General features: G+C 70.5%; 20 protein-coding genes and 1 tRNA gene. 14 read left to right on the forward strand and 7 right to left on the reverse strand.

Going from position 1 to position 23,782, the window contains the following annotated elements; genetic code table 11:
- Window position 1: 1 nt before the first annotated feature.
- Together AB0B55_RS06440 and AB0B55_RS06445 are read right to left on the reverse strand one after the other, a co-directional pair.
- The gene (locus AB0B55_RS06440; RefSeq protein WP_357170794.1) at window positions 2-751 is read right to left on the reverse strand and encodes a helix-turn-helix domain-containing protein; all 750 of its coding nucleotides are present in this window, start codon (window positions 749-751) and stop codon (window positions 2-4) included.
- Window positions 752-782: 31 nt separating this feature from the next.
- Window positions 783-859, reverse strand: a tRNA-Leu gene (locus AB0B55_RS06445).
- A gap of 97 nt (window positions 860-956) precedes the next feature.
- Here AB0B55_RS06445 and AB0B55_RS06450 point away from each other — a divergent pair.
- From AB0B55_RS06450 to polA, 8 genes are all read left to right on the forward strand, one after another.
- Entirely contained in the window at window positions 957-1,580 is a 624-nt protein-coding gene (locus AB0B55_RS06450) for a response regulator (protein ID WP_355049623.1), read from the forward strand.
- Between the two features lie 50 nt (window positions 1,581-1,630).
- On the forward strand, window positions 1,631-2,812 hold the full coding sequence (locus AB0B55_RS06455) for a hypothetical protein (protein WP_357170796.1): 1,182 nt from the start codon (window positions 1,631-1,633) through the stop codon (window positions 2,810-2,812).
- 208 nt (window positions 2,813-3,020) lie between these two features.
- Complete coding sequence (locus AB0B55_RS06460; protein WP_357127192.1) at window positions 3,021-4,187, forward strand: branched-chain amino acid ABC transporter substrate-binding protein; 1,167 nt, start codon at window positions 3,021-3,023, stop codon at window positions 4,185-4,187.
- A 111-nt stretch (window positions 4,188-4,298) separates the two neighbouring features.
- Window positions 4,299-5,249, forward strand: a complete 951-nt coding sequence (locus AB0B55_RS06465; RefSeq protein ID WP_357127195.1) for a branched-chain amino acid ABC transporter permease — start codon at window positions 4,299-4,301, stop codon at window positions 5,247-5,249.
- The gene (locus tag AB0B55_RS06470) at window positions 5,246-6,436 is read left to right on the forward strand and encodes a branched-chain amino acid ABC transporter permease (protein ID WP_357127198.1); all 1,191 of its coding nucleotides are present in this window, start codon (window positions 5,246-5,248) and stop codon (window positions 6,434-6,436) included. The genes AB0B55_RS06465 and AB0B55_RS06470 overlap by 4 nt, the downstream gene beginning before the upstream one ends.
- On the forward strand, window positions 6,429-7,349 hold the full coding sequence (locus AB0B55_RS06475; protein WP_357127201.1) for an ABC transporter ATP-binding protein: 921 nt from the start codon (window positions 6,429-6,431) through the stop codon (window positions 7,347-7,349). The genes AB0B55_RS06470 and AB0B55_RS06475 overlap by 8 nt, the downstream gene beginning before the upstream one ends.
- Entirely contained in the window at window positions 7,339-8,049 is a 711-nt protein-coding gene (locus tag AB0B55_RS06480; protein WP_357170798.1) for an ABC transporter ATP-binding protein, read from the forward strand. Before AB0B55_RS06475 ends, AB0B55_RS06480 begins: the two co-directional genes overlap by 11 nt.
- A 101-nt stretch (window positions 8,050-8,150) precedes the next feature.
- Complete coding sequence (gene polA, locus AB0B55_RS06485) at window positions 8,151-10,850, forward strand: DNA polymerase I (RefSeq protein ID WP_357127207.1); 2,700 nt, start codon at window positions 8,151-8,153, stop codon at window positions 10,848-10,850.
- A 295-nt stretch (window positions 10,851-11,145) separates the two neighbouring features.
- Here polA and AB0B55_RS06490 read toward each other — a convergent pair whose 3' ends face one another.
- From AB0B55_RS06490 to AB0B55_RS06505, 4 genes are all read right to left on the reverse strand, one after another.
- Window positions 11,146-11,496 (reverse strand): DUF3140 domain-containing protein, encoded by a 351-nt coding sequence (locus tag AB0B55_RS06490; protein WP_357170800.1) that lies wholly within the window; start codon window positions 11,494-11,496, stop codon window positions 11,146-11,148.
- Window positions 11,483-11,701: a DUF2945 domain-containing protein gene (locus AB0B55_RS06495; RefSeq protein WP_357127213.1), complete on the reverse strand. Its 219-nt coding sequence runs from the start codon at window positions 11,699-11,701 to the stop codon at window positions 11,483-11,485. The genes AB0B55_RS06490 and AB0B55_RS06495 overlap by 14 nt, the downstream gene beginning before the upstream one ends.
- Window positions 11,702-11,736: 35 nt before the next feature.
- Window positions 11,737-12,276: a Uma2 family endonuclease gene (locus AB0B55_RS06500; protein WP_357170802.1), complete on the reverse strand. Its 540-nt coding sequence runs from the start codon at window positions 12,274-12,276 to the stop codon at window positions 11,737-11,739.
- 102 nt (window positions 12,277-12,378) lie between these two features.
- Window positions 12,379-13,185 carry a class I SAM-dependent methyltransferase gene (locus AB0B55_RS06505; RefSeq protein ID WP_357127219.1) on the reverse strand — a complete coding sequence of 269 codons (807 nt, stop codon included), beginning with the start codon at window positions 13,183-13,185 and terminating at the stop codon, window positions 12,379-12,381.
- A gap of 442 nt (window positions 13,186-13,627) precedes the next feature.
- Between AB0B55_RS06505 and rpsA the strand changes: the two genes are divergently transcribed.
- Entirely contained in the window at window positions 13,628-15,127 is a 1,500-nt protein-coding gene (rpsA, locus tag AB0B55_RS06510; protein WP_357127222.1) for a 30S ribosomal protein S1, read from the forward strand.
- Window positions 15,128-15,323: 196 nt separating this feature from the next.
- Entirely contained in the window at window positions 15,324-16,508 is a 1,185-nt protein-coding gene (gene coaE / locus AB0B55_RS06515) for a dephospho-CoA kinase (RefSeq protein WP_357170804.1), read from the forward strand.
- A 7-nt stretch (window positions 16,509-16,515) separates the two neighbouring features.
- Here coaE and AB0B55_RS06520 read toward each other — a convergent pair whose 3' ends face one another.
- Window positions 16,516-18,195 carry a hypothetical protein gene (locus AB0B55_RS06520; protein WP_357170806.1) on the reverse strand — a complete coding sequence of 560 codons (1,680 nt, stop codon included), beginning with the start codon at window positions 18,193-18,195 and terminating at the stop codon, window positions 16,516-16,518.
- A 314-nt stretch (window positions 18,196-18,509) separates the two neighbouring features.
- On the opposite strand from AB0B55_RS06520, the gene uvrB reads away from it, so the two are divergent.
- The 4 genes from uvrB (at window position 18,510) to AB0B55_RS06540 (ending at window position 23,699) form a co-directional block, all read left to right on the forward strand.
- Window positions 18,510-20,618 (forward strand): excinuclease ABC subunit UvrB, encoded by a 2,109-nt coding sequence (gene uvrB / locus AB0B55_RS06525; RefSeq protein WP_357170808.1) that lies wholly within the window; start codon window positions 18,510-18,512, stop codon window positions 20,616-20,618.
- A 279-nt stretch (window positions 20,619-20,897) separates the two neighbouring features.
- Window positions 20,898-21,737: a helix-turn-helix domain-containing protein gene (locus AB0B55_RS06530; RefSeq protein WP_357170810.1), complete on the forward strand. Its 840-nt coding sequence runs from the start codon at window positions 20,898-20,900 to the stop codon at window positions 21,735-21,737.
- A 495-nt stretch (window positions 21,738-22,232) separates the two neighbouring features.
- Complete coding sequence (locus AB0B55_RS06535) at window positions 22,233-22,601, forward strand: VOC family protein (protein WP_357127237.1); 369 nt, start codon at window positions 22,233-22,235, stop codon at window positions 22,599-22,601.
- A gap of 240 nt (window positions 22,602-22,841) precedes the next feature.
- Entirely contained in the window at window positions 22,842-23,699 is an 858-nt protein-coding gene (locus tag AB0B55_RS06540) for a helix-turn-helix transcriptional regulator (RefSeq protein ID WP_357127240.1), read from the forward strand.
- Window positions 23,700-23,782 lie beyond the last annotated feature (83 nt).

Genomic DNA, 23,782 nt, shown 5'->3' on the forward strand with positions numbered 1-23,782 from the left:
GTCAGGACTTCGGGCCGACGTGTCGGTCGAGGGTGGCGACGGCGTCGCGCCGCGCCACCGACAGGCAGTTGCGGCGGTTCATCCGCCAGGCGATACCGAGCAGGTCCAGACTCCACTGGCAGAGCCCCATGATGTCGGTCGACTCGTTGACGAACATGTAGCGCGGGTAGACGTAGTCCCTGCCCCGCACGGTCACCCGGTTGGCGAACCGGCAGCCGTCGGAGTGGAACAGACCGCGCAGGAAGTCGCCGGGGTGGCTCTCGACGAGCGACAGCTGCCAGTCGGCCAGAACGATCGGTCGCTCGTGCTTCGTGCCGGGACCGTGCTGCGGAAACAGACACGGCCAGTGCATGCCGCTGCTCTCGACCGAGACGCAGCCGCGTTTGAGGATCCGCTGGACGCGCGTCGCGAGCACTGAGAGCATGGCCGACTCACACTCGCCGATGAGGTTCGGATAGATCGCCGTGCAGGCAATCCGAAGCACCGGCACCTTCGGTGAGACGGCCAGATGGCCGTCGCCCAGGTAGAGGCCGAGCAGGTAGACGTAGGCGGCGGGGTCTGTCGGACTGTCGACACCGTCGCGACAGCGGAAGCACCGAAGCTGCGTGCCTCGGAGGCGAGCCTCCGGGCGATCGGTACACCAGTGCCAGACTGTCCGGTACGGCACTCCGGTCGCGCGGGCGGTGTCGGCAACCGTGCTGCCGGCGAGGAACATCTGCCGTGCTCGTGCGCGAATCTCAGGTGGGTGCACGAGAGGATTCTCGAACACCCGTACGACAATTTGGTGCCCCCGGTGGGATTCGAACCCACACTGTCGGAGGTTTGAGCTCCGTTTCTCTGCCAGTTGGAATACGGGGACGCTTCCCTGATTCGGCCCTGACAGGATACCCACTACGCTGAGAGCGGTGACACCCGGCTGGGCGGGTGTCGGGTTCTAACTGGTGGGGGTAGGGCTGGTGGCTGAGACGCCGACGGATGCCGAGCGCAGGCGCGTACTGATCGCCGAGGACGAGGCGCTGATCCGGCTGGACCTCGCCGAGATGCTGGTCGAAGAGGGCTACGAGGTGGTGGGGGAGGCCGGCGACGGCGAGACCGCCGTGCGCCTCGCCGAGGAGCTGAAGCCCGACCTCGTCATTCTCGACATCAAGATGCCGATCATGGACGGGCTGGCCGCCGCCGAGCGGATCGCGGGCGCGCGGATCGCTCCGGTGATCATCCTCACCGCGTTCAGCCAGCGGGATCTGGTGGAGCGGGCGCGGGCGGCGGGCGCGATGGCGTACCTCGTGAAGCCTTTCCAGAAGAGTGACCTGGTCCCGGCGGTGGAGATCGCGTTGTCGCGGTATTCGGAGGTCGCGGCCCTGGAGGCCGAGGTCGCGAGCCTGACCGACCGCCTGGAGATCCGCAAGACGGTGGAGCGCGCCAAGGGCGCGCTGATGACGACGTACGGGATGACCGAGCCGCAGGCGTTCAAGTGGATCCAGCGCACGGCCATGGACCACCGGATGACCATGAAGGAGGTCGCCGAGCGGATCCTCGCGGAGACCGCCGGCGGCGAGGTGGCGCAGCAACCGTCCGTCTGAACCCTGGTCGACCCTCGGCGGCGGGTGATCGGATCGATAGCATCAGTTGCGTGTCGGTCCGGCGTACGGTCGCGGTGGTCGGGGTTGTCGTCACACTGCTCGCCGGCTGCCGGGCCGCCGACGACGGGCGGCTCCCCGAACCGGTGCGTCCACGGTGGGAGATGGCCGATCTGCCGGTGCCCCCGGGTGCGCCGGGTCGGCTCATCGCACGTGATGTGACCGCCTGCGCGGGTCGGTGGTACGCCGTCGGCGCGGTGGGCGCGCCCGATGGTGGAACCCGGCCGGCCGCCTGGCGGAGTGTGGACGGTCGCGGGTGGACGTCGTTGCCGTTGCGGCCGATCAGCTACTACGGCGAGCGCGCGATCATGTACGCGGTCGGCTGTCACGAGGGTCGGATCGCCGTCATCGGGGCACGGTCGGGTGGCGCGCACGGCAATCCGCGGGTGCGGACGTGGCGGCAGGACGCCGACGGTGGTCTGTCCGAGGTGCCGGCGGAGTTCGAGCTGTACGGCGGACCGGAGGCGGTCAGCGCGAGTCGTATCGCGGGTGGCGCTGGCGGGTGGCTGATCGCGGGCGCCCGCACGGGTGGGGCGGCGGTGTGGCGTTCCGCGGACGCGACCGACTTCGCGCTGGTCGACGATGCTCCGGGGCTGGCCAGTGACGCGGGGTTGACGACGATCGCCACGGATGTGGTGGCGGCGCCCGATGGCTGGCTGGTCGCGGGCGGGGGTCGGCCGGCGGGTCGGGCGGACCGTGATCCGTACGTCTGGTCGTCGGCCGACGGCCGGGCGTGGACGCGGACGGCGTTGCCGGCGACGGGTGCGGACGAGGTCGCGCAGCGTCTCGTCCGGGTGGGTGCCGTGGTGTACGCCCTGGGGGTGCGGGGGAGCGCATTCCAGGCCTGGAAATGGTCGCCTGGGGCGACGGTTGGCGCCGAAGAATGGCGGGCCGTCGCGGATTTCGGGGCGACGGGCGCGGGCGCGGTGGCGGGGGTGGAGGCGGTTGCCGGCGACGGCGGCGTGGTGCTGGCGATGACGGTGGCGAGCGACGGGCACCGGCTGTGGCGGTCCGCCGGGGACGCCTCGTCGTGGGTGCCGGTGACCCTGCCAGGTCACGTTTCCGCTGGTGGGGACACGTCGGCGGCGGTCGCGGCAGCGGACGGTCGGATGGTGGTCACCGTCGACGACGGGGTGGCGGCGCGGGTGTGGTTCGGGCCTTCTGGGCCCGTTTGACGAGTTGTCGACAGGCGCCGATGTGACATCTAAACGCGAGCTTTTCCGCTTCTGGTAACGGTTGAGTCAACGCCGCCTACGACACCTTACGGGGAGTAGTGGTTGTGGGATAACGTCCCGCCCCAGACCGGGTGAACGGTCCGGTCCGGTGTGGCCTTGGCGTTCTACGAGGCGCCACCGGGCTTCTGGACGGAGGAGGGTTCCAGCCTTGAGGCAAAACTTCGTGCGCGTCCTCGGCAGCGTCGCCATCGTGGCGCTTGTTGCCGGCGGCGCCAGCGCGTGTAAGAAGGACGAGGGCACGTCGGGTGGTTCCGCCAGCAAGGCGTGCGACCTCAAGATCGGTTTCTTCGGGGCGCTCTCGGGCGCCGACGCCGGCCTGGTCACCCCGATGAAGCAGGGTGCCGACCTGGCCGTGGAGAAGTACAACGCGGAGAACGCGGACTGCAAGGTCACCGTTCAGGCGTTCGACTCGCAGGGCAAGGCCGACCTCGCGGGTGGTCTCGCGACCAGCGCGGCGGCCGACACGAAGATCGTGGCGATGGTCGGGCCGGCGTTCTCCGGTGAGAGCGAGGTCGCGCTGCCGATCTTCGACACCGCGGGTCTGTCCGTCATCAGCCCGTCGGCCACGCGACCGAGCCTGTCGACGAAGGGCTGGAAGGTCTTCCACCGCGGTGTGGGTAACGACTTCTCCCAGGGCCCGGCCGTCGCCAGCTACATCAAGAACGTGCTGAAGTCTGACAAGGCGTTCGTCATCGACGACCAGTCGGCGTACGGCGCGGGTCTGGCCGACGAGGTCAAGAAGGGCCTCGGCTCGGTGGTCATCGGCACCGACAAGGTGGTCGACAACGCGCAGGAGTTCGGTGCGCAGATCTCCAAGGTCAAGACCAGCGGTGCCGCTGTTCTCTTCTACGGCGGTTACACCGAGGAGGCGGCGCCGTTCCTGAAGCAGCTGCGGGCTGCGGGCTGGACCGGCACGTTCATCGGTGGTGACGGCATCAACGACGCGAACATGCTGTCGGTCGCCGGTCAGAAGGACGTCGAGGGCACCATCGCCACCTGCCCGTGTGGCCCGGCGACCGCCGCCAAGGGCACCTTCGTGACCGACTTCAAGGCCAAGTACAGCGTGGACCCGGGCGTGTACGCCGACGTCTCGTTCGACCTGGCCAACATCTACCTTGAGGCGATCAAGGCCGGCAAGACCACCCGCGCCGACATCCAGGCCTTCCTCTCGACCTACAACAAGGCCGGTTCCGCCTCTGGCGTGACCTACAAGTGGGAGCCGACCGGCGAGCTGGACCCGGCCCAGGTCAAGGTGTGGGCCTTCAAGGCGAAGGCCGGCGCGTGGGCTCCGGACGTGGAGATCCCGAAGGCCTGATCCCCGCCAGGGTCACAGGTTTGAGGGCGTGACGATAAGAGTTGTCTCAATGCGGCCGGGGTTGCGAAATCCCGGCCGCATTGGCTCAACGCAACACCCTTCGGAGCATCGGTGGACTTTGCAGAACTCGTCCGGGGCTTCCCGGAACTGACCACAACCGGGTTGGTGCAAGGCGCGATCTACGCGCTCATCGCCCTCGGCTACACCCTCGTCTACGGCGTACTCCGCCTGATCAACTTCGCGCACTCCGAGGTCTTCATGATCGGCACGTTCGGTGCCATCTGGACCTGGGCGGCCTTCGGGCTCGACAGTAACAGCGGCGCTCCGTCGGTAGGCCGCTCGCTGCTGCTGATCGCGCTGGCGATCGTCGTCGCGGCGCTGCTGTCCGGCAGTGTCGCTCTGCTCATCGAGGTTACCGCATATCGGCCGCTGCGACGGCGTAACGCGCCGCCGCTGGCCTTCCTGATCACGGCCATCGGCGCCTCGTACGCGCTGATGGAGCTGATGGGAACGCTGACCCAGCGGCGTCAGATCGGCGCCCCGGCCCTGCTGCCCGCCGACACGCTGTTCAAGATCGGTGGCTGGAGCGTCACGCCGGTGCAGATGCTGACGCTGAGCGTGGCCATCATCATGATGGTGGGGTTGGACTGGTTCGTTAACAAGACCCGGTTCGGCAAGGGCATCCGCGCCGTGGCGCAGGACGCCAACACCGCCGCGCTGATGGGTGTCAACAAGAGCCGAGTGATCGCGTTGGTCTTCGTGCTGGGCGGTCTGATGGCCGGCGTCGCCGCCGTCTTCAGTGACATGAAGAGCGGAAACACCCGCTACAACATCGGCTTCCTGCTCGGGCTCAAGGCGTTCTCCGCCGCAGTGCTGGGCGGTATCGGCAACCTGCGGGGTGCGGCGATCGGCGGCATCCTGCTGGGTCTGGTCGAGAACTACGGCTCGGCGCTCTTCGGCTCGCAGTGGCGGGATCTCATCGCGTTCGTGGTGCTGATCGTCCTGCTGATGTTCCGGCCGACCGGCCTGCTGGGCGAGTCGTTGGGGAGGGCGCGGGCATGACCGCTCTGCGAGAGCGCTGGCACTCCGCTTCGAGTGCCATCGGTCGGCGGGTCGACGGGCTGCCGAAGTCCGCCCGGATCACCGGGTTGCTGGCCTTCCTCGCCTTCCTCTACATCCTGCCGAACAAGTGGTTCTACGAGTACCTGAACATCCCGGGTCTGTGGATTCCGCTGTACACCACGCGCAACGACATGGCGGCGGTGCTGTTCTACTGCGCGTGGATCGTGCTGCTGTCGCTCGGTCTCAACGTCGTGGTGGGCTACGCGGGTCTGCTGGACCTGGGATTCTTCGGCTTCTTCGCCGTCGGCGCGTACACGGTGGCGTTGTTGACGTCGCCGGAGAGCAAGCTCATCACCGAGTACAACTGGCTGGAGAGCCCGTGGCCGTGGTTGGTCACGGTGCCGATCGCGATCGCGCTGGCGCTGTTGTCCGGTGTGCTCCTCGGCGCTCCGACGCTGCGGCTGCGGGGTGACTATCTGGCGATCGTGACCCTCGGTTTCGCGGAGATGATCCGGATCGTCGCCAAGAACCAGGACTGGGTCCTGAACGGCGACCGGGGCATCCCGCAGGTGGGACACCCGCCGGGCAAGTACCCGGACGGGACGGCCATCTTCCAGTTCGAGTTCAAGCCGTACTACTGGCTGCTGCTCACCGTGATCATCGGTGCGGTCTTCCTGATCCGGAACCTGGCCAACAGCCGGGTGGGTCGCGCCTGGGTGGCGATCCGTGAGGACGAGGACGCGGCGGAGCTGATGGGCGTGCCGACGTTCCGGTTCAAGCTCTGGGCGTTCGCGATCGGCGCGGCGGTCGGCGGACTGTCCGGCACGTTGTGGGCCGGTCAGGCCAACTTCGTCAACTCGTCCACGTTCTCCCTGGAGAATTCGATTCTGGTGTTGGCGGCGGTGCTGCTCGGTGGCGCCGGCAGCATCGGTGGCGCGATCCTCGGCGGCTTCCTGGTCATCTACATTCCGGAGTGGCTGCGGTCGGTGGGTGACGTCTTCGGTCTGCCGGAGACGGCCACCGTCTTCGGCAACGACTTCGACGTCAGCCCGACGTCGTTGCGGTACTTCATCTTCGGGGTCCTGCTGATCATCGTGATGATCTTCCGCCCGCAGGGTCTGTGGCCGAACCGGCGGCGTGCCGCCGAGCTCAAGGACCGGCAGAAGGAGGTGGCTGTCGTTGAGTGAGCCACGGATGGGTAGCGAGCGCGACGTCACCAGCGAGCGTGACATGGCGATCGACGCGCGGACGACGGTGGGCAGCCCGGCGGAGACCTCGTCGACGCCGGACGAGGCCGTCAGCGAGCCGGCCACCCCGGTCGACGGCCGCAAGCCGCTGCTGGAGGTCGACCATGTCACGCTGCGGTTCGGTGGCGTGGTTGCCCTCAACGACGTCAACTTCACCCTCTACGAGGGGGAGATCCTCGGGCTGATCGGGCCGAACGGCGCGGGCAAGACGACCTGCTTCAACGCGATGACGGGCGTCTACACCCCGACGACCGGCCAGATCCGGTTCCGGGGCGAGAAGGTCAGTGGCCGTAAGCGGTTCCAGATCACCAAGCTCGGGATCGCGCGTACCTTCCAGAACATCCGTCTCTTCCCGGAGATGACGGCGCTGGAGAACGTGCAGGTCGGCGCGGACGCCAACCACAGGACCAGCGTGCCGAGCGCCCTGCTGCGGTTGCCGCGGCACTGGCGGGAGGAGCGGCAGGGCAAGGCCAAGGCCCTTGAGCTGCTGGACTTCGTCGGCATCCAGGGTCGCTCCGGCGACCTGGCCCGTAACCTGTCGTACGGTGACCAGCGTCGGCTGGAGATCGCCCGAGCGCTGGCGACCGATCCCACGCTGCTCTGCCTGGACGAGCCGGCCGCCGGGTTCAACCCGGCGGAGAAGGTGGCCCTGCTCCAGCTGATCCGCAAGATCCGCGACTCGGGCGTCACCGTCCTGCTGATCGAGCACGACATGCGACTGGTCATGGGCGTGGTGGACCGGCTGGTGGTGCTGGAGTTCGGGCAGAAGATCGCCGAGGGGTCGCCGGCCGAGGTGCGCGACGACCCGAAGGTGATCGCCGCGTACCTGGGAGGTGTCGAGGATGCTGCTTGAGATCGACAACCTGAAGCTGCTCTACGGCCGTATCGAGGCGCTGCACGGCATCAGCCTGCACGTCGACCAGGGCGAGATCGTGGCGCTGATCGGTGCGAACGGCGCCGGCAAGACCACGACGATGAAGGCGATCTCCGGGCTGCACGCCATCTCCGGCGGCAGCATCAAGTTCGACGGCGTCGATGTCAGCCGGCTGCGCGCCGACCTGCGGGTGATCCGGGGGATCGGGCAGTCGCCCGAGGGGCGCGGCGTCTTCCCCGGTATGACCGTGCTGGAGAACCTGGAGATGGGGGCCTACACCCGCAAGGACCGGGCCGACATCGCCAAGGACCTGGCGATGGTGTTCGAGCTGTTCCCGCGGCTGCACGAGCGTCGCAAGCAGGCCGGTGGCACGCTCTCCGGCGGTGAACAGCAGATGCTGGCGGTGGGTCGGGCGTTGATGACCCGTCCGAAGCTGCTGCTGCTGGACGAGCCGTCGATGGGGCTGGCGCCCAAGCTGATCCAGCAGATCTTCGAGATCATCACGCGGATCAACGAGCAGGGCACGACGATCCTGCTGGTCGAGCAGAACGCGCAGCAGGCGCTGTCCCGGGCCCACCGGGGGTACGTGTTGGAGACCGGCCGGATCGTCAAGGAGGGCACCGGCCAGGAACTCCTGCACGACCCGGCGGTCAAGGAGGCGTACCTCGGGGTGGCCTGAGTCACCGACGACGAAACGGCCGGCGGGCGATCGCCGGCCGTTTCGTCGCGTCTGCGAGGCGACGACGAGGGTTGTCGGTGCGACGGACTAGAGTCGCTGCCGTGACAGCTACGACGCCGCGCCTGCTCCTCGTCGACGGACATTCCATGGCATATCGGGCGTTCTTCGCCCTGCCCGTGGAGAACTTCTCCACCACGACGGGTCAGCCGACCAACGCGGTGTACGGCTTCACCTCGATGCTGATCAACGTGCTGCGCGACGAGCAGCCCACCCACATCGTCGTGGCGTTCGACGTCTCCCGGCGGTCCTTCCGCACCGAGCAGTACGCGGAGTACAAGGCCGGCCGCAGCGAGACCCCCAACGACTTCAAGGGCCAGGTCAGCCTCGTCAAGGAGGTCCTGGCCGCCCTCCAGATCCCGGTTGTGGAGAAGGAGGGCTTCGAGGCCGACGACGTCATCGCCACGCTCGCCTGCCAGGCCCGCGACCAGGGCATGTCGGTGCTGATCAGCAGCGGTGACCGGGACGCGTTCCAGCTGGTCGACGACCAGATCACCGTCCTCTACCCGCGCAAGGGCGTCTCCGACCTGGCCCGGATGGACCCGGCCGCGATCGAGACCAAGTACGGCGTCGGCCCGCAGCAGTATCGGGACCTCGCCGCGCTGGTCGGCGAGACCAGTGACAACCTGCCCGGCGTGCCCGGTGTCGGCCCGAAGACCGCCGCCAAGTGGATCACCACGTACGGCGGGGTGGAGGGCGTGATCGCCCGCGCCGACGAGATCAAGGGCAAGGCCGGTGACAGCCTGCGGGAGCGACTCGCCGACGTGATCCGCAACTACGAGATCAACCGGCTCGTCTCCGATTTGGAGCTGCCGCTGCGCCCGGAGGACACCCGCTGGACAGGGTGGGACCGGGAGGCGGTGCACCAGGTCTTCGACACCCTCGAGTTCCGCATCCTGCGCGACCGCCTCTACCAGTACCTGGAGGCCGTCGAGCCGGAGGCCGAGTCGGGCTTCGACCTGACCGGCGAGGTGCTCACCGAGTCGGGCGCGCTCGCCGCCTGGCTGGACGCCCACGCACCGACCGGCACCCCGGTCGGGCTCGCGGTCAAGCTCGACACCGGCCCCAACCGCCGGCACACCGCCTCAATCACCGGGCTCGCGCTGGCCAGCGCCGGTGGCGCGGCCGCCTGGGTCGACCCCAGCCGGCTCGACGCCGCCGACGAGAGCGCCCTCGCGTCCTGGCTCGCCGACGCGCAGCGGCCCAAGGTGCTGCATGACAGCAAGCCCGCGGTGCTGGCCTGCGCCGCGCACGGCTGGGAGCTGGCCGGCATCGCCCGTGACACCCAGATCGCCGCGTACCTGGCCCGCCCCGACCAACGGTCCTACGACCTGACCGACCTGGCCCTGCGCTACCTGCACCGCGAGCTGCGGGTGGACGTGCCCGAGACCGGCCAGCTCACCCTCGACGGGCTGGGCGAAGAGGGGGTGGCCGAGCAGAACCTCATGCTCCAGGCCCGCGCCACCCTCGACCTCGCCGACTCCATCGACGCCGAGCTGTCCCGGGACGGCGAGCAGTCCGCGCGGCTGATGGCCGGGGTGGAGCTGCCGCTGATGCGGGTGCTCGCCGGCATGGAGCGCACCGGCATCGCCGCCGACACCGACTACCTCTCCGAGTTGGAGGCGCACTTCGCCGCCGAGGTGAAGGCCGCCGCCCAGGGCGCGTACGAGGCGGTGGGCCGGGAGTTCAACCTCGGCTCGCCCAAGCAGTTGCAGGAGATCCTCTTCACCGAGTTGGGCCTGCCGAAGACCAAGAAGATCAAGACGGGTTACACCACCGACGCCGACGCCCTGCAGTGGCTCTACGCGCAGCAGCCGCACCCGGTGCTGGCCCACCTGCTGCGTCACCGCGACGTCGCCAAGCTCAAGTCGACAGTGGACGGTCTACTCAAGTCCGTCTCCGACGACGCTCGGATCCACACCACTTTCAACCAGACGGTCGCGGCCACCGGCCGGCTCTCCTCCACCGAGCCCAACCTGCAGAACATCCCGATCCGTACCGAGGAGGGCCGACGCATCCGCCGGGCCTTCGTGGTCGGCGCGGGGTACGAGTGCCTGCTCACCGCCGACTACAGCCAGATCGAAATGCGGATCATGGCGCACCTCTCCTCGGACGACGCGCTCATCGAGGCGTTCAACTCCGGGGCCGACTTCCACGCCGCCACCGCCTCGTCGGTCTTCGGCGTGCCGGTCGACGAGGTCACGCCGGACCAGCGGCGCAAGATCAAGGCGATGAACTACGGCCTGGCGTACGGGCTCAGCGCGTTCGGCCTGTCCCAGCAGCTCAGCATCGGCACCGAAGAGGCGCGCGGGCTGATGGAGAACTACTTCGCGGGCTTCGGCGGGGTGCGCGACTACCTGCAGCAGGTGGTCGGCAAGGCCCGCCAGGACGGTTACACCTCGACCATCCTGGGCCGCCGCCGCTACCTGCCCGACCTGGTGAGCGACAACCGGCAGCGCCGCGACATCGCCGAGCGGATGGCGCTCAACGCCCCCATCCAGGGATCAGCCGCCGACATCATCAAGGTGGCGATGCTGCACGTCGACACCGCGCTCGCCGACGCCGGTCTGCGCTCCCGGATGCTGTTGCAGGTGCACGACGAGCTGGTCTTCGAGGTCGCGCCCGGTGAGCGGGAGGCCCTTGAGGCGCTGGTACGGCGCGAGATGGGCGGGGCGTACCCGCTGTCGGTGCCGCTGGAGGTGTCGGTCGGCGTGGGCCGGGACTGGAACAGCGCGGATCACTGATCTTCCGGTTGTCCGCTGGTCGCCGTGGGGCTGCCCCGGAACCCCCGACCTGGTCGGCGTAGTCCCGTCGTTGTCCGTTTTCTCTCGCAGCCATACCCGTCGGGTTGCATGCTGCCCGTCCGCTCTCGCGGCACCCGCACCCGACGAGGTGGGCATGCGCGATGATCCGCGCAACTTCGGGGAAAGTGCTGCATCCGGGACGTCTGAGGCAGCAACGTCGCCGAAGTTGCGCGGATCTTGGCGGCGCCTGGTGCGGATCCTGTGGCAGGAAGTCCGCGGGAGGCGGTCGGGGTCGCTATTTCATCGGGTCGTGGCCCCAGTTCATCAGGGACCAGCGCCACTTCGTGTCGCGCACGTTGCCGGACGGGCGCTGCGCCATGTGCCGGCGGACGTAGCCGACCACCTTGCGCATGTGCTTGTAGTCCGCCTCCGAGAGGTCGGCGCGCTTGCGGCGGAGCAGGTTGATGATCTTCCGGCCGGACTCGTGCCCGACCGACTCGCCGCCACCGGTACGGCCACCCTTGTGCCAGCCGACCTGCTTCGACTCGTCGGTCTCCAGCCACGTCGACAGCTCGCCGGGCTTCATGTTCACCGCGTCGGTGAACTCCCGGTAGGTGTCCCGGCCCTGCTCGTCAGCTCTGCTCATGGCGCAGCGCCTCCGGGCGGTGGGCCACGTCGCGGCCCGTGCCGTCACTGCGGACCCGGTACTGCGGGTCGTTGGGGGCCGCGCTCACCGCCCGCCCGCGAATCCGCGTCCGCTCGGTGATCGTGCCCTGCACCACGCCGTACGCGCGGCTGCCATGGGCCGACCAGGAGACACGGTCGCCCTGGTGGAATCTCTGTTCGGCCATGCCCCCGGCTACCCGACCCCGCCGGGGCGAAACGACTACGGCCTGATCTCGGCGATCGACAGCTTCATGTCGAACGGCTCGGTCAGCTCGATCACGTCGGCACCGTCGGCGACCAGCTCGTACTGCCGCTCACCGCCCGGACCGACCCGGTACGCGTACACGTGTACCGGGTCCTGCTCGATCCGCCAGTAGAAGGGAATGCCGGCAGCGGCGTATTCACCAGGCTTCGCGAACCGGTCGATCCGTCGCGTGCCGGGCGAGACGACCTCCACGGCGAGTACGACGTCGTCTGATCGCAGGATGGAACGGGCGGACGCCACTCCGGCACGGTGCAACAGCACGTCGGGCTGTCGGCTCGTGTTGTGGCTGAGCCTGACACCGATGGCCTGGGCGGCGCCGAGGTGCTTCGGCGCGTGGCTGTGTAGCCAGAGCCACAGCAGGCTGGCGATGTTCTGATGGCCCAGGGTGGGGGAGGGTGTCACCTGGATAACTCCGGCGACGAGTTCGACGCGGGGGGCGTCGTCCGGCAGGGTGAGCAGGTCCTCCAGCGTGTAGTCGGCACGCTGTTGCCGCATCGGGTCCGGACACCAGGGGCCAGGTGATGTCGGCTCGGCGCTCATGGGGTCGAGCTTACCGGCGATCGATGGACTGCAGGTCGGACCGCGGGTGCGACGCGCTCACCCCGCGGGCTTCTCGGTGACGAAGATGGCGGTGCCGGGGAAGAGCCGTCCGCGCAGCGGGCTCCACTGCCCCCAGATGCCCTCGTGTCCCTCCGGCCACTCCGGCTCCACGAGGTCCAGCAGCCGGAACCCCGCGCCGACCAGTTCCCGGATCCGGTCACCGAGGGTCCGGTGCTGCTCGACGTAGGTCGCCACGCCGTTCTCGTCCTGCTCGACGTAGGGGGAGCGGTCGAAGTACGAGTGCACGGCCTTCAGCCCGCCCTCGCCGGGGTCGTCCAGGAAGATCCAGCGCATCGGGTGGGTCACCGAGAACACCCACCGGCCGCCCGGACGCAGCACCCGGTGCACCTCGGCGAGCAGGGCCGCCGAATCGTCCACGAACGGGATCGCCCCGAACGCCGTGCAGGCCACGTCGAACGACCGGTCGGCGAAGGGCAGCGCGAGCGCGTCGGCCTGCACCAGCGGGACGCGTACCCCGGTGGCCTCGGCCGCCTTGGCGGCGTGCCGCAACATGCCGGCGGACAGGTCGAAGGCGACCGGCCGCGCGCCCTGGGTGGCGAGCCAGCGGGCGGCCGCGGCGGCGCCGCAACCCACCTCGAGCACCCGTCGTCCCGACACGTCGCCGAGGAGGTGGGCGTCCGCCTCGCGCAACCCCTCCGGGCACCAGACGAAGTCCACGTCGCCGAGGAACGCGCCGTGCTCGGCCTGGTAGTCGTCGGCGTCGGTGTCCCACCAGCCACGGTTGGCCCGCCGGACCTCGGCGTCACCCACGCCGCGCCGGGTCACCCGGCTGTCGTCATCCACCCGCTCACGCTAGGCCCCACCCACCCCATTGGGTGCGGCGGCGCGTCCGGCTTCGGGGAAATCGGGGTCTCCGGGGCGGCGGGATGGCCCGGTTTCCAGGAAGCCGAGTCGGTCAAACCGGGTCCGACCAGCCGACGGCTGGGTCCGCTGTGACCTACGAGACAGCAGGGGTCATTTCCGGGTGATTGTTCGGCTTTCGCAGGTCATCGCGCGGCGAGGAGGCGGGAGGGCTTGCACGCTGTGGTAATGCGCACGGTAGGCTAGACGATGCGCTCGCGGATCGCGTTGCCTCGGCAGGGAGCAGGTGCGCGGTCGTCGGAGCCACATCATGATCTCACTAGGCGATCGTTCGGTGTGCCCGGCGGCGGATCCGCTGGCGCGAACAGGTCACTGCGACACACCAGCCTGCTGTGACAACCCACCGACCGGAGCAACCGCCCACATGACGAGCAGCATCGAGGCCCCCTCGAGCGCCACCCGGGTCACCCACGACGATCTCGGTTCCGAGGAGGCTTTCCTCGCCGCGATCGACGAGACCATCAAGTACTTCAACGACGGCGACATTGTCGAAGGCACCGTCGTCAAGGTCGATCGGGACGAGGTCCTGCTCGACATCGGCTACAAGACCGAGGGTGTCATCCCCTCTCGTGAGTTGTCGATCAAGCACGACGTGGACCCCGCCGAGGTTGTGACGGTTGGCGACCACATCGAGGCCCTGGTCCTCCAGAAGGAGGACAAGGAGGGGCGTCTGATCCTCTCCAAGAAGCGGGCGCAGTACGAGCGGGCCTGGGGCACGATCGAGAAGATCAAGGACGAGGACGGCGTCGTCCGCGGCTCTGTCATCGAGGTCGTCAAGGGTGGTCTCATCCTCGACATCGGCCTGCGCGGCTTCCTGCCCGCGTCCCTGGTCGAGATGCGGCGCGTGCGTGACCTGCAGCCGTACGTCGGGCGTGAGCTCGAAGCCAAGATCATCGAGCTGGACAAGAACCGCAACAACGTGGTGCTGTCCCGCCGTGCCTGGCTCGAGCAGACGCAGTCCGAGGTGCGTACCGAGTTCCTCAACAAGCTGCAGAAGGGCCAGGTCCGCAAGGGCGTCGTGTCCTCGATCGTCAACTTCGGCGCTTTCGTGGACCTCGGCGGCGTCGACGGTCTGGTGCACGTCTCCGAGCTGTCCTGGAAGCACATCGACCACCCGTCCGAGGTCGTCGAGGTGGGCCAGGAGGTCGAGGTCGAGGTCCTGGACGTCGACCTGGACCGCGAGCGTGTCTCCCTGTCGCTGAAGGCGACGCAGGAGGACCCGTGGCGGCAGTTCGCCCGCACCCACGCGATCCAGCAGATCGTGCCGGGTAAGGTCACCAAGCTGGTTCCGTTCGGTGCGTTCGTCCGGGTGGACGACGGCATCGAGGGCCTGGTCCACATCTCCGAGCTGGCCGAGCGCCACGTGGAGATCCCGGAGCAGGTCGTCCAGGTCGGCTCCGAGGTCATGGTCAAGGTCATCGACATCGACCTCGAGCGTCGCCGGATCTCCCTGTCGCTCAAGCAGGCCAACGAGGGCTTCGTCGAGGGCGAGGAGCACTTCGACCCGACCCTCTACGGCATGGCCGCGACGTACGACACCGAGGGCAACTACATCTACCCGGAGGGCTTCGACCCGGAGACGGGCGAGTGGCTCGAGGGGTACGACAAGCAGCGCGAGACCTGGGAGAACCAGTACGCCGAGGCCCGTCAGCGTTGGGAGGCCCACACCAAGCAGGTGCAGACCTCTCGCGCCGCCGACGCCGAGGCCGCTGCCAACCCGGCCCCCGCCGTCCCGGCTGCCACTGGCGGCACCACCTCCTCGTCCAGCCCGGCCCCGAGCCGGCAGAACGAGGAGCCGGCCGGCACCCTGGCCACCGACGAGGCGCTCGCCGCTCTGCGGGAGAAGCTCGCCGGCGGTAAGTGACCCGCTGAACGACGGCAGGCCCCGTCTCCCGCGATCCTCGGATCGCCGGAGGCGGGGCCTTCGTCGTACCCACCGGCCGTGTCGCACGTGGCGCCGCGCTCTCGCGAGCGGCGCGGGGTCTGGCCCGGGGTGTGCGACGGCACCGGGCGGGACGGGCCTGTTTGGCCGGTGGCCCGCGATCCGGTTGACTGTCCTGGTGCTGAGGGTGGGTTTGACCGGCGGGATCGGGTCGGGCAAGAGCGCGGTGGCCGCGCGGTTGGTGGAGTTGGGCGCGGTGCTCGTCGATGCCGACCAGGTCGCCCGGGAGGTCGTCGCGCCGGGCACCGAGGGCCTCGCGGAGATCGTCACCGCCTTCTCCGCCGGGGTACTGGACGCCGACGGCGCGCTGGACCGCGCCGCGCTGGGCGCGCTGGTGTTCTCCGACGAGGCCGCCCGCCGCCGGCTGGAGGCGATCACCCACCCGCGGGTACGGGCGCGTACCGCCGAGCTGGTCGCGGCGGCGGCGCCGGACGCGATCGTCGTCAACGACGTACCGCTGCTGGTGGAGGTGGGGCTCGCGCCGACGTACCACCTGGTGGTCGTGGTGCAGACGGCCGTGCGGACCCGGCTGGAGCGACTGACGCGCGACCGGGGCATGACCCGCGCGGAGGCCGAGCGGCGGATCGCCGCGCAGGCCGACGACGATCGCCGGCGGGCGGTCGCCGACGTGGTGGTGACCAACGACGGCAGCCTGGCGGCGCTGCACGACGCCGTGGACACGCTGTGGCGGCAGCGGCTGCGACCCTACGAGCACAATCTGCGGCAGCGGCGGGTCGCGTCGCCGCCCGCGCGCGACGACGCGGCGGAGGCCGACGCGAGCTGGCCCGAGCAGTACGCGCGGTTGGCCGCCCGGATCCGCCACGCGGTCGCCCCGGCGGACCTGCGGATCGACCACATCGGCGCGACGGCGGTGCCCGGCCTGGCCGCCGCCGACGTCATCGACGTGCAGCTCGCCGTGCCCAGCCTCGCGGACGCCGACGGGCCGCTGGCCGAGCGGCTGGCGGGCGCGGGGTTCCCCCGGGTCCCGGGGCACTGGTGGGACGATCCGCGTCCGGCCGGCCGGGGGCGGTGGGAGAAGCGGCTGCACGGCAGCGCCGACCCAGGTCGCCCGGTGCGGCTGCACGTACGGGCGGCGGACTCGCCCGGCTGGCGGTACGCGTTGCTGGTGCGGGACCACCTGCGCGCCGACCCGGATCGACGGGCGGCGTACCTGCTGCTCAAGCGCGATCTGGTGGACGCGGCGCCGCACGTCGGTGACTCCGGCACGGCCCGCGACCCCTGGTTCGACGAGGAGCACCTGCGGGCCGAGCGATGGGCCGCGCAGACCGACTGGCGGCCCTGACCCCTGGTCAGCGTGTTGCGGGCGGTCGACCGGTGGCGCGCGGTGGCGGCGGGAGGCGGGGCACCACGGCGGGAGAGAGGTCCAGCTGTGCCCACGCGCCGGGGCCGGTGAGCAGCTCCACCCGGCGCAGCAACCCGTCCCGGTCGATCCAGTAGCGCAGCCGCGCGGCGCCGCTGCGGAACTCCACGACGTCCACCGTCCGCCCGTCGGCGAGGTCCTCACGGAGGCGCACGGGGGCGCCACGCCGGGCCGCCGGGTCGGCGGCGGCCACCGCGGCGTCGACCAGCAGGTCCAGGTCGTCGCGGGCGGACCGGGTGGTCCGCCACGTGCCGGCGGGGACCGGGAACGGCGGCCGACCGGGCGTCTCGGCCGTGCCACCGCCACCGGCGTCGGCGGGCACGTCGGTACGGGACAGGCCGGCGGCGTCGCGGTGCAGGAGGGTCCGGCGATCGGGTACGCCCAGGTCGGCGACCGCCAGGTAGGCGGTACGGGCGGACCAGCCCAGCCAACCGGCGCCCCGCAGGTTGACCTCGACGCCCACCGGCGCGGCCAGCGTCAGCGTGGCGCCGCCCTGGCCGCGCAGCCGGGCCGGCAGCGCGTTCCACCTCCGCTGCTCGGCCTCCGTGAGCGCCCGGGGCAGGCCGGGTCGGCCGCCGAGCGCGTCCACCGGATGCAGCGTGGGACGGTCGATCCGGTCGAGGAGCACCGTGAGCGGTCCGACGCCGGGTAGACGTGTCACCAGCTTGTGCAGTCGGCCGTCCCGGTCGAGCCAGTACCGGGCCTCGTGGCTGCCGGCCGCCGGCGTGCCGGCCGCGATGCTGGCGGCTGCCGCGGTGCTGGCGGTTGCCGCGGTGCTGGCGGTTGCCGCGGTGCTGGCGGTTGCCGCGGTGCTGGCGGTTGCCGCGGTGCTGGCGGCTGCCGCGGTGCTGGCGGCGGTGGGCGTCGCGGCGCCCAGCGACGCCTGGAGGACGTCCAGCGTCCCGGCCGTGACCACCTCCTGGGCGATCCAGCGCGCGTCACCGGCGGTCGGGATCGGGTCCGGGCGGTCGGCGGCGAGGCCGAGGAGCAGGTCGAGGACCGACGCCAGGCGCGTGCCGGGTGTCAGGTGACGCAGCCGCCAGCGGTCCGTCGGCGGCACCAGCGGAGGCGCGGCCGGGGTGGGTACGGCCGTCGGGTCCGGCCGGACCACCAGGACCGGGCCGGCGCTCTGCACCAGGCCCCGGTCGGCGCCCGCCCCCGGCCCGCCGACGTCCAGGTAGAGCAGGGAACGCGACCAGTCCACCCAGCCCACCAGCTCGGTACGGGCGGTGCCCTCGCCGGCGGTGACGCGCACACCGGCGCGCAGGTCCCGCAGGTTGGTGACCCGCATGGCGGCCAGCCGCTCGGCCTCGGCGACGGTCAGCGGCCGGGCCGGCGTGGGTGGGTCGGGCGCCCAACTCAGCAGCCCGAGCACCAGCGCCGACGCCGACGTCACGGCGGTCAGGGCGAGCAGGAGCAGCAGCGTACGCCGGCGTCGCCTGGCCTGGGCCGACCCGACGCCGCGGCCGGTATCGCCGACGGGGGTGCTCCGGTCCCTGACCTCGGCGCGGCTGGGCCGGCCGTCCCTGACGCCGTGCCGAGCCCTGCGGTCCGGGATGCCGACCCGGGTGGTGTCGGGGGAGGGCGCCGGGGCTCCAGAGGTGTCCACGGATGTGAAACGGGTGGGACGGCATCGGGTGACGAGCCCGGAGTGCGGAGCAGGGGCGCTCGCGGCGGCCGGTCTGCGCCGTGAGCGCGACCACACGGGTGCGCACGCCGGACGAGCCGGGTGCTGCGACCGCTGTGCCGGGGGCGGCCGGCCGTGATGTGACGGCCTGGCCACCGGCCCGGTCGGCCGCCGCGAGCGGCCTACACGAAGAGGGTAGTCCCGGTGACATGGGCCACACAATGGGAATATTGAAGCCGATCACGTACCCTGCGCGACGGCCGAACATGTCGGACCTTCGGCGTACCGTTGATGTCATGGCGCTCGACATTCCTCGGCTCGACGGCCGCTTCCAGGTCGTCAGCGAATACCAGCCGGCCGGCGACCAGCCGGCCGCCATCGACGACCTTGAGCGCCGGGTGCGGCGCGGCGACCGGACCTCGGTGCTCCTCGGCGCGACCGGCACCGGCAAGAGCGCCACCACCGCGTGGCTCATCGAGCGGCTGCAGCGCCCGACCCTGGTGCTCGCCCCGAACAAGACGCTCTGCGCGCAGCTCGCCAAGGAGTTCAGCGAGCTGATGCCGCACAACGCGGTCGAGTACTTCGTGTCGTACTACGACTACTACCAGCCCGAGGCGTACATCCCGCAGACCGACACCTACATCGAGAAGGACTCCTCGATCAACGAGGAGGTCGAGCGACTGCGGCACTCGGCGACGATGTCGCTGCTCACCCGGCGTGACGTGATCGTGGTCGCCACCGTCTCGGCGATCTACGGCCTGGGCACCCCGGAGGAGTACCTGGACCGGGCGGTGAAGGTGAAGGTCGGTCAGGATCTCGACCGCGACCAGTTGCTGCGCCGGCTCGTCGACATCCAGTACACGCGCAACGACATGGCCTTCCAGCGAGGCACGTTCCGGGTCCGCGGTGACACGTTGGAGATCATCCCGGCGTACGAGGAGTTGGCGGTCCGCATCGAGCTGTTCGGCGACGAGGTGGAGAAGCTCTACTACCTCAACCCGCTGACCGGTGACGTGGTCCGCGAGGTCGACCAGTTGGTGATCTTCCCGGCGACGCACTACGCGGCGGGCCCGGAGCGGATGGAGCGGGCCATCCGCGACATCGAGGCGGAGCTGGCCGAGCGGCTGGCCGAGCTGGAGCGCCAGGGCAAGCTGCTGGAGGCGCAGCGACTGCGGATGCGCACGACGTACGACATCGAGATGATGCGCCAGGTGGGCTTCTGCTCCGGCATTGAGAACTACTCGATGCACATGGACGGGCGGCTGCCCGGCAGCCCACCGCACTGCCTGCTCGACTACTTCCCGGACGACTTCCTCACCGTGGTCGACGAGTCGCACGTGACGATCCCGCAGATCGGCAGCATGTACGAGGGTGACGCCTCCCGTAAGCGGATGCTCATCGACCACGGGTTCCGGCTGCCCAGCGCGGCCGACAACCGGCCGCTGCGGTTCGACGAGTTCCTGGAGCGGGTCGGCCAGATGGTCTGCCTCTCCGCGACCCCCGGCACGTGGGAGTTGGAGCAGGCCCAGGGCGAGTTCGTCGAGCAGGTCATCCGCCCCACCGGTCTGGTCGATCCGGAGGTCGTGATCAAGCCGACCAAGGGCCAGATCGACGACCTCATGCACGAGATCAAGCTGCGGACCGACCGGGACGAGCGGGTGCTCGTCACGACGCTGACCAAGAAGATGGCCGAGGACCTGTCGGACTACCTGCTGGAGAACGGCGTCCGGGTGCGTTACCTGCACTCCGAGGTCGACACGCTGCGCCGGGTCGAGCTGCTGCGTGAGCTGCGCAAGGGTGAGTACGACGTGCTGGTCGGCATCAACCTGCTCCGTGAGGGTCTGGACCTGCCCGAGGTGTCACTGGTGGCGATCCTCGACGCCGACAAGGAGGGCTTCCTGCGCAGTGGCCGGTCCCTGATCCAGACCATCGGGCGGGCCGCCCGTAACGTCTCGGGCCAGGTGCACATGTACGCCGACAAGATCACGCCGTCGATGGCGGCGGCGATCGACGAGACCGACCGGCGTCGCGCCAAGCAGATCGCGCACAACGAGGCGCACGGCATCAGTCCGGAGCCGCTGCGCAAGAAGATCCACGACATCCTGGACGACATCTACCGCGAGGCGGAGGACACCGAGAGCTCCCGGGTCGGCGGTGCGGTCCGCCAGCTCTCCCGGGGTAAGGCGCCGGTCAAGGAGACGCGCAGTCGCAGCCGGTCGACCGCCGCCACCACGTCGCGGGAGGGGATGGCCCGCGCCGACCTCGCCCAGCTCATCCAGGAGCTCAACGACCAGATGCTGGCCGCCGCCCGTGAGCTGCAGTTCGAGCTGGCGGCGCGGATCCGCGACGAGGTCGCCGACCTGAAGAAGGAGCTACGCGGGATGGACGCCGCCGGCGTGAAGTGACAGCCGGGCCCGCCCACGCACGACCGACACGGTCACGAGCGGCGTGGGCGGGTGTGGCACGGTTGGCGCTTGGTGTGGGCGGGTGTGGCACGGTTTGCGCTTGGCGTGGGCGGGCCCGGTGTGACCGCGCGTGGTTGTGGTGTGGAGCGCCCGGCAGCCGCTCGCGGTTGATCTCCGTGCCGAGCTGGTCACCCTTGACCGGCATGGGCGGGCGTGTCTCGGCCACGCGCCGGGTGGGTGGTTGGTTCGTGCGGCGAGCGGGAAGGGCGGTCGGGTGCGATGACGCCGATCGACGACGAACTGGTCCTCGGAGTGCCCGAGCTCCGTCTGCGTCCGTTCGTCGACCGGTACATCGGCTACCGGGAACGCGCGGACGTCCCCCTGGTCCGCCGGGAGACCGCTGGTGCCTTCGTGGTGCTGATCCTGGGCTGGGGTGCGCCGCTGGACGTGGCCGATCCGCGCGGCGCCGAGCGCGGGGTCGAGCGGGTGGACTCGTTCGTGGCCGGCACCTTCGACGGCTGGTGCACCACCCGCACGGTGGGCGTGGGGGAGGGCGTGGAGCTGCTGCTGACGCCGCTGACCGCCCGGCGTGTCCTCGGGCTGCCGCTGGTCGAGCTGACCAACCGGGCGGTGGGCCTCGATCAGCTCCCGGGCGGCTGGCTCGACCGGCTGCGGGGCCGGCTCGCCGACGCCGGGGGCTGGCCGCAGCGCTTCGCGCTCCTGGACGCGGCACTCGCCGACCGCCTGGCGGCGTCCCCACCCGTCGACGCCCGCCTCGACTGGGCCTGGCGATGGCTCACGGCGAGCGGTGGGCGCGGCGCTGTCGGCGAGCTCGCCGCCGAGCTGGGGTGGAGCCGGCGACATCTGGCGGCCCGGTTCCGGGAGGACGTCGGCCTGCCACCGAAGACGGCGGCCCGGTTGATGCGCTTCCAACACGCGCGCGCGGCGCTGCGCGATGCCGCCGCGACCGGATCGCCGCCCGGACGTGGACGGGCCGTCGACTGGGCCGAGGTGGCCGTCCGATGTGGCTATTACGACCAGTCGCACCTCATCCGGGACTTCCACCAGTTCGCCGGCGCGACACCGGCGGCGCTGCTCGCCGCACGCTCCCCCGTCTGACGTCAGACGCCGTCGGCACGTGAGGCCGTCGGCGCGTGACGCCGTCGGTGCGTGACGCCGTCGGTGCGTGAGGCCGTCGGCGCGTGACGCCGTCGGTGCGTGACGCCGTCGGTGCGTGAGGCCGTCGGCGCGTGACGCCGTCGGTACGTGACGTCGTCGGTACGTGACGTCGTCGGCGCGTGAGGCTGTCGGTACGTGACGTCGTCGGCGCGTGAGACGGACGGACAGCCACTGAAGCCGCGCATGGTCAACTCCAGATCGCCGATCTGGCGGTGTCCGACCGCCCGGTTGCCGCCACGTCGGCGACCTGGTGTGGATCAACGTTCACGATCGACTCGGGTTCAGGGAAGTGGGGGCGTCCTGAGCGCGCCGACAGCCCGGTTTGCGGGAACCTGGGGGTCGGGCCGCTCCAGCGCGGCGATCTCGGCGCAGGTTGGGCTGCCCGGGTCACATTCGTCCAATCGGGGGTCGACTCCGGGTCGGAGACTTGTCGCTATGCGAACCGTCTATCCGATCCTCCGTTATCCCGATCCGCGTGCCGCGATCGACTGGCTCTGTTCGGCGTTCGGCTTCCAGGTGCACGCCGTGCACGAGGCGCCGGACGGCACGGTCGCGCACGCCGAACTCGTCCTCGACACCGGCATGATCATGCTGGGTCCTCGGGTGGGCCCGGCGTCTCCGGCGGCCGAGGACGACTGGTCCGTCTACGTGGCCGTGCCCGACGTCGACGCCCACTGCGCCCAAGCGCGTGCCGCCGGAGCGGACATCACCCGGGAGCCGTTCGACACCGACTACGGGTCCCGCGACTACGCCGCCCGTGACCTCGCCGGTATCCACTGGTCGTTCGGCACCTACCGGCCCTGAGCCACCTACCGGCCCTGAGCCACCTACCGGCCCTGAGCCACCTACCGGCCCTGAGCCACCTACCGGCCCTGAGCCGAGTTCCGGCTTGACCGCGCCTACCGGCCTGAGCCCTGAGCAGGGAAGGGAGGCTTCGACGGCATCGGATTCCCCGCATGGCGCGACCGCCTCAGTTGCGGTGCGCCACCGCGCTATTGCACTGGGTGATCGTCCTGCGTACGCTCCCTCGATGGGGAGGCGGGGATGCCGTTGCCAACAAGTCCTGTCATTCGACGCGCGCGCCTCGGCGCTGAGCTGCGTCAGCTACGCCGACGCGAGGCGCTGACCCTGGAACAGGTCTGCGACCGGTTGGGCTGGGCCTCGACGTCGAAGCTGTCCCGCATCGAGCTGGGGCAGAGCCGTCCGGATCTCGCCGACGTGCTGGATCTGCTCGACGTCTACCAGGTGCCCAACCCGGTCCGGGACGCGTTGATCGTTATCGCCCGCGACGCGGCCACCAGCCGCGGCTGGTGGAAGGCGCTCGGCGAGATGAGCGAACGGCAGCGCGTGTACGCCGAGCTGGAGGCGGGCGCGGCCGACATCGTCGAGTACCAGCCGGCGCTCGTGCCGGGTCTGCTCCAGACGGCGGCGTACGCGCGCTCGCGGGTCGCCGCCGGTGTCCTGCTCACGCCCGAGGTCGACGTGGAGGCCGAGGTGCGGGCGCGGGCGCTGCGCCAGGAGGTGCTGCGCCGGGCCGATCCGCCGCGTTACACGGCGGTGCTGGCCGAGGCGGTGTGCGACCCGGGCGACCTGCCGGTCGACGTCTGGCGGGAGCAGCTACGGCACCTGGTGGCGGTGACCGGGCTGGCGCACGTGACGGTGCGGTTGCTGCCACGCGGGCTGGCCGGCGGCGGGCTGCACCCGCTCACGCCGTACTCCTGGTATGCCTTTCCCGACCCGGAGGACCCGCGGACGGTGATGCTGGAGGCGTTGACCACCGACGTGCGCCTGGCGACCGTGCTCGACGTCGACAGGTACGAGCGGATGACCGAGGCGCTGTTGGCGGCGGCGCTGTCACCGGAGGAGACGGTCACCGTCCTGGCCCGCCGCGTCGGGCAGTAGGACTCGCCCGCGCGGCCACCGGGCCCGGCGCCCCCGAGCCCGTCGGGACCGGCGACCCGCGCGTGCGGGAGGCACGGTAACCG

Source organism: Micromonospora sp. NPDC049107, from assembly GCF_040648595.1.
Classification (GTDB): domain Bacteria; phylum Actinomycetota; class Actinomycetes; order Mycobacteriales; family Micromonosporaceae; genus Micromonospora.

Bases quoted from the DNA above. Each gene is read 5' to 3' on its own strand.
- AB0B55_RS06535 (WP_357127237.1), top strand. From the start codon at position 22,233: ATGCGAACCGTCTATCCGATCCTCCGTTATCCCGATCCGCGTGCCGCG.
- AB0B55_RS06495 (WP_357127213.1), bottom strand. From the start codon at position 11,701: ATGGCCGAACAGAGATTCCACCAGGGCGACCGTGTCTCCTGGTCGGCC.
- uvrB (WP_357170808.1), top strand. From the start codon at position 18,510: ATGGCGCTCGACATTCCTCGGCTCGACGGCCGCTTCCAGGTCGTCAGC.
- rpsA (WP_357127222.1), top strand. From the start codon at position 13,628: ATGACGAGCAGCATCGAGGCCCCCTCGAGCGCCACCCGGGTCACCCAC.
- AB0B55_RS06500 (WP_357170802.1), bottom strand. From the start codon at position 12,276: ATGCGGCAACAGCGTGCCGACTACACGCTGGAGGACCTGCTCACCCTG.
- AB0B55_RS06480 (WP_357170798.1), top strand. From the start codon at position 7,339: ATGCTGCTTGAGATCGACAACCTGAAGCTGCTCTACGGCCGTATCGAG.
- AB0B55_RS06490 (WP_357170800.1), bottom strand. From the start codon at position 11,496: ATGAGCAGAGCTGACGAGCAGGGCCGGGACACCTACCGGGAGTTCACC.
- AB0B55_RS06530 (WP_357170810.1), top strand. From the start codon at position 20,898: ATGACGCCGATCGACGACGAACTGGTCCTCGGAGTGCCCGAGCTCCGT.
- AB0B55_RS06470 (WP_357127198.1), top strand. From the start codon at position 5,246: ATGACCGCTCTGCGAGAGCGCTGGCACTCCGCTTCGAGTGCCATCGGT.
- AB0B55_RS06540 (WP_357127240.1), top strand. From the start codon at position 22,842: ATGCCGTTGCCAACAAGTCCTGTCATTCGACGCGCGCGCCTCGGCGCT.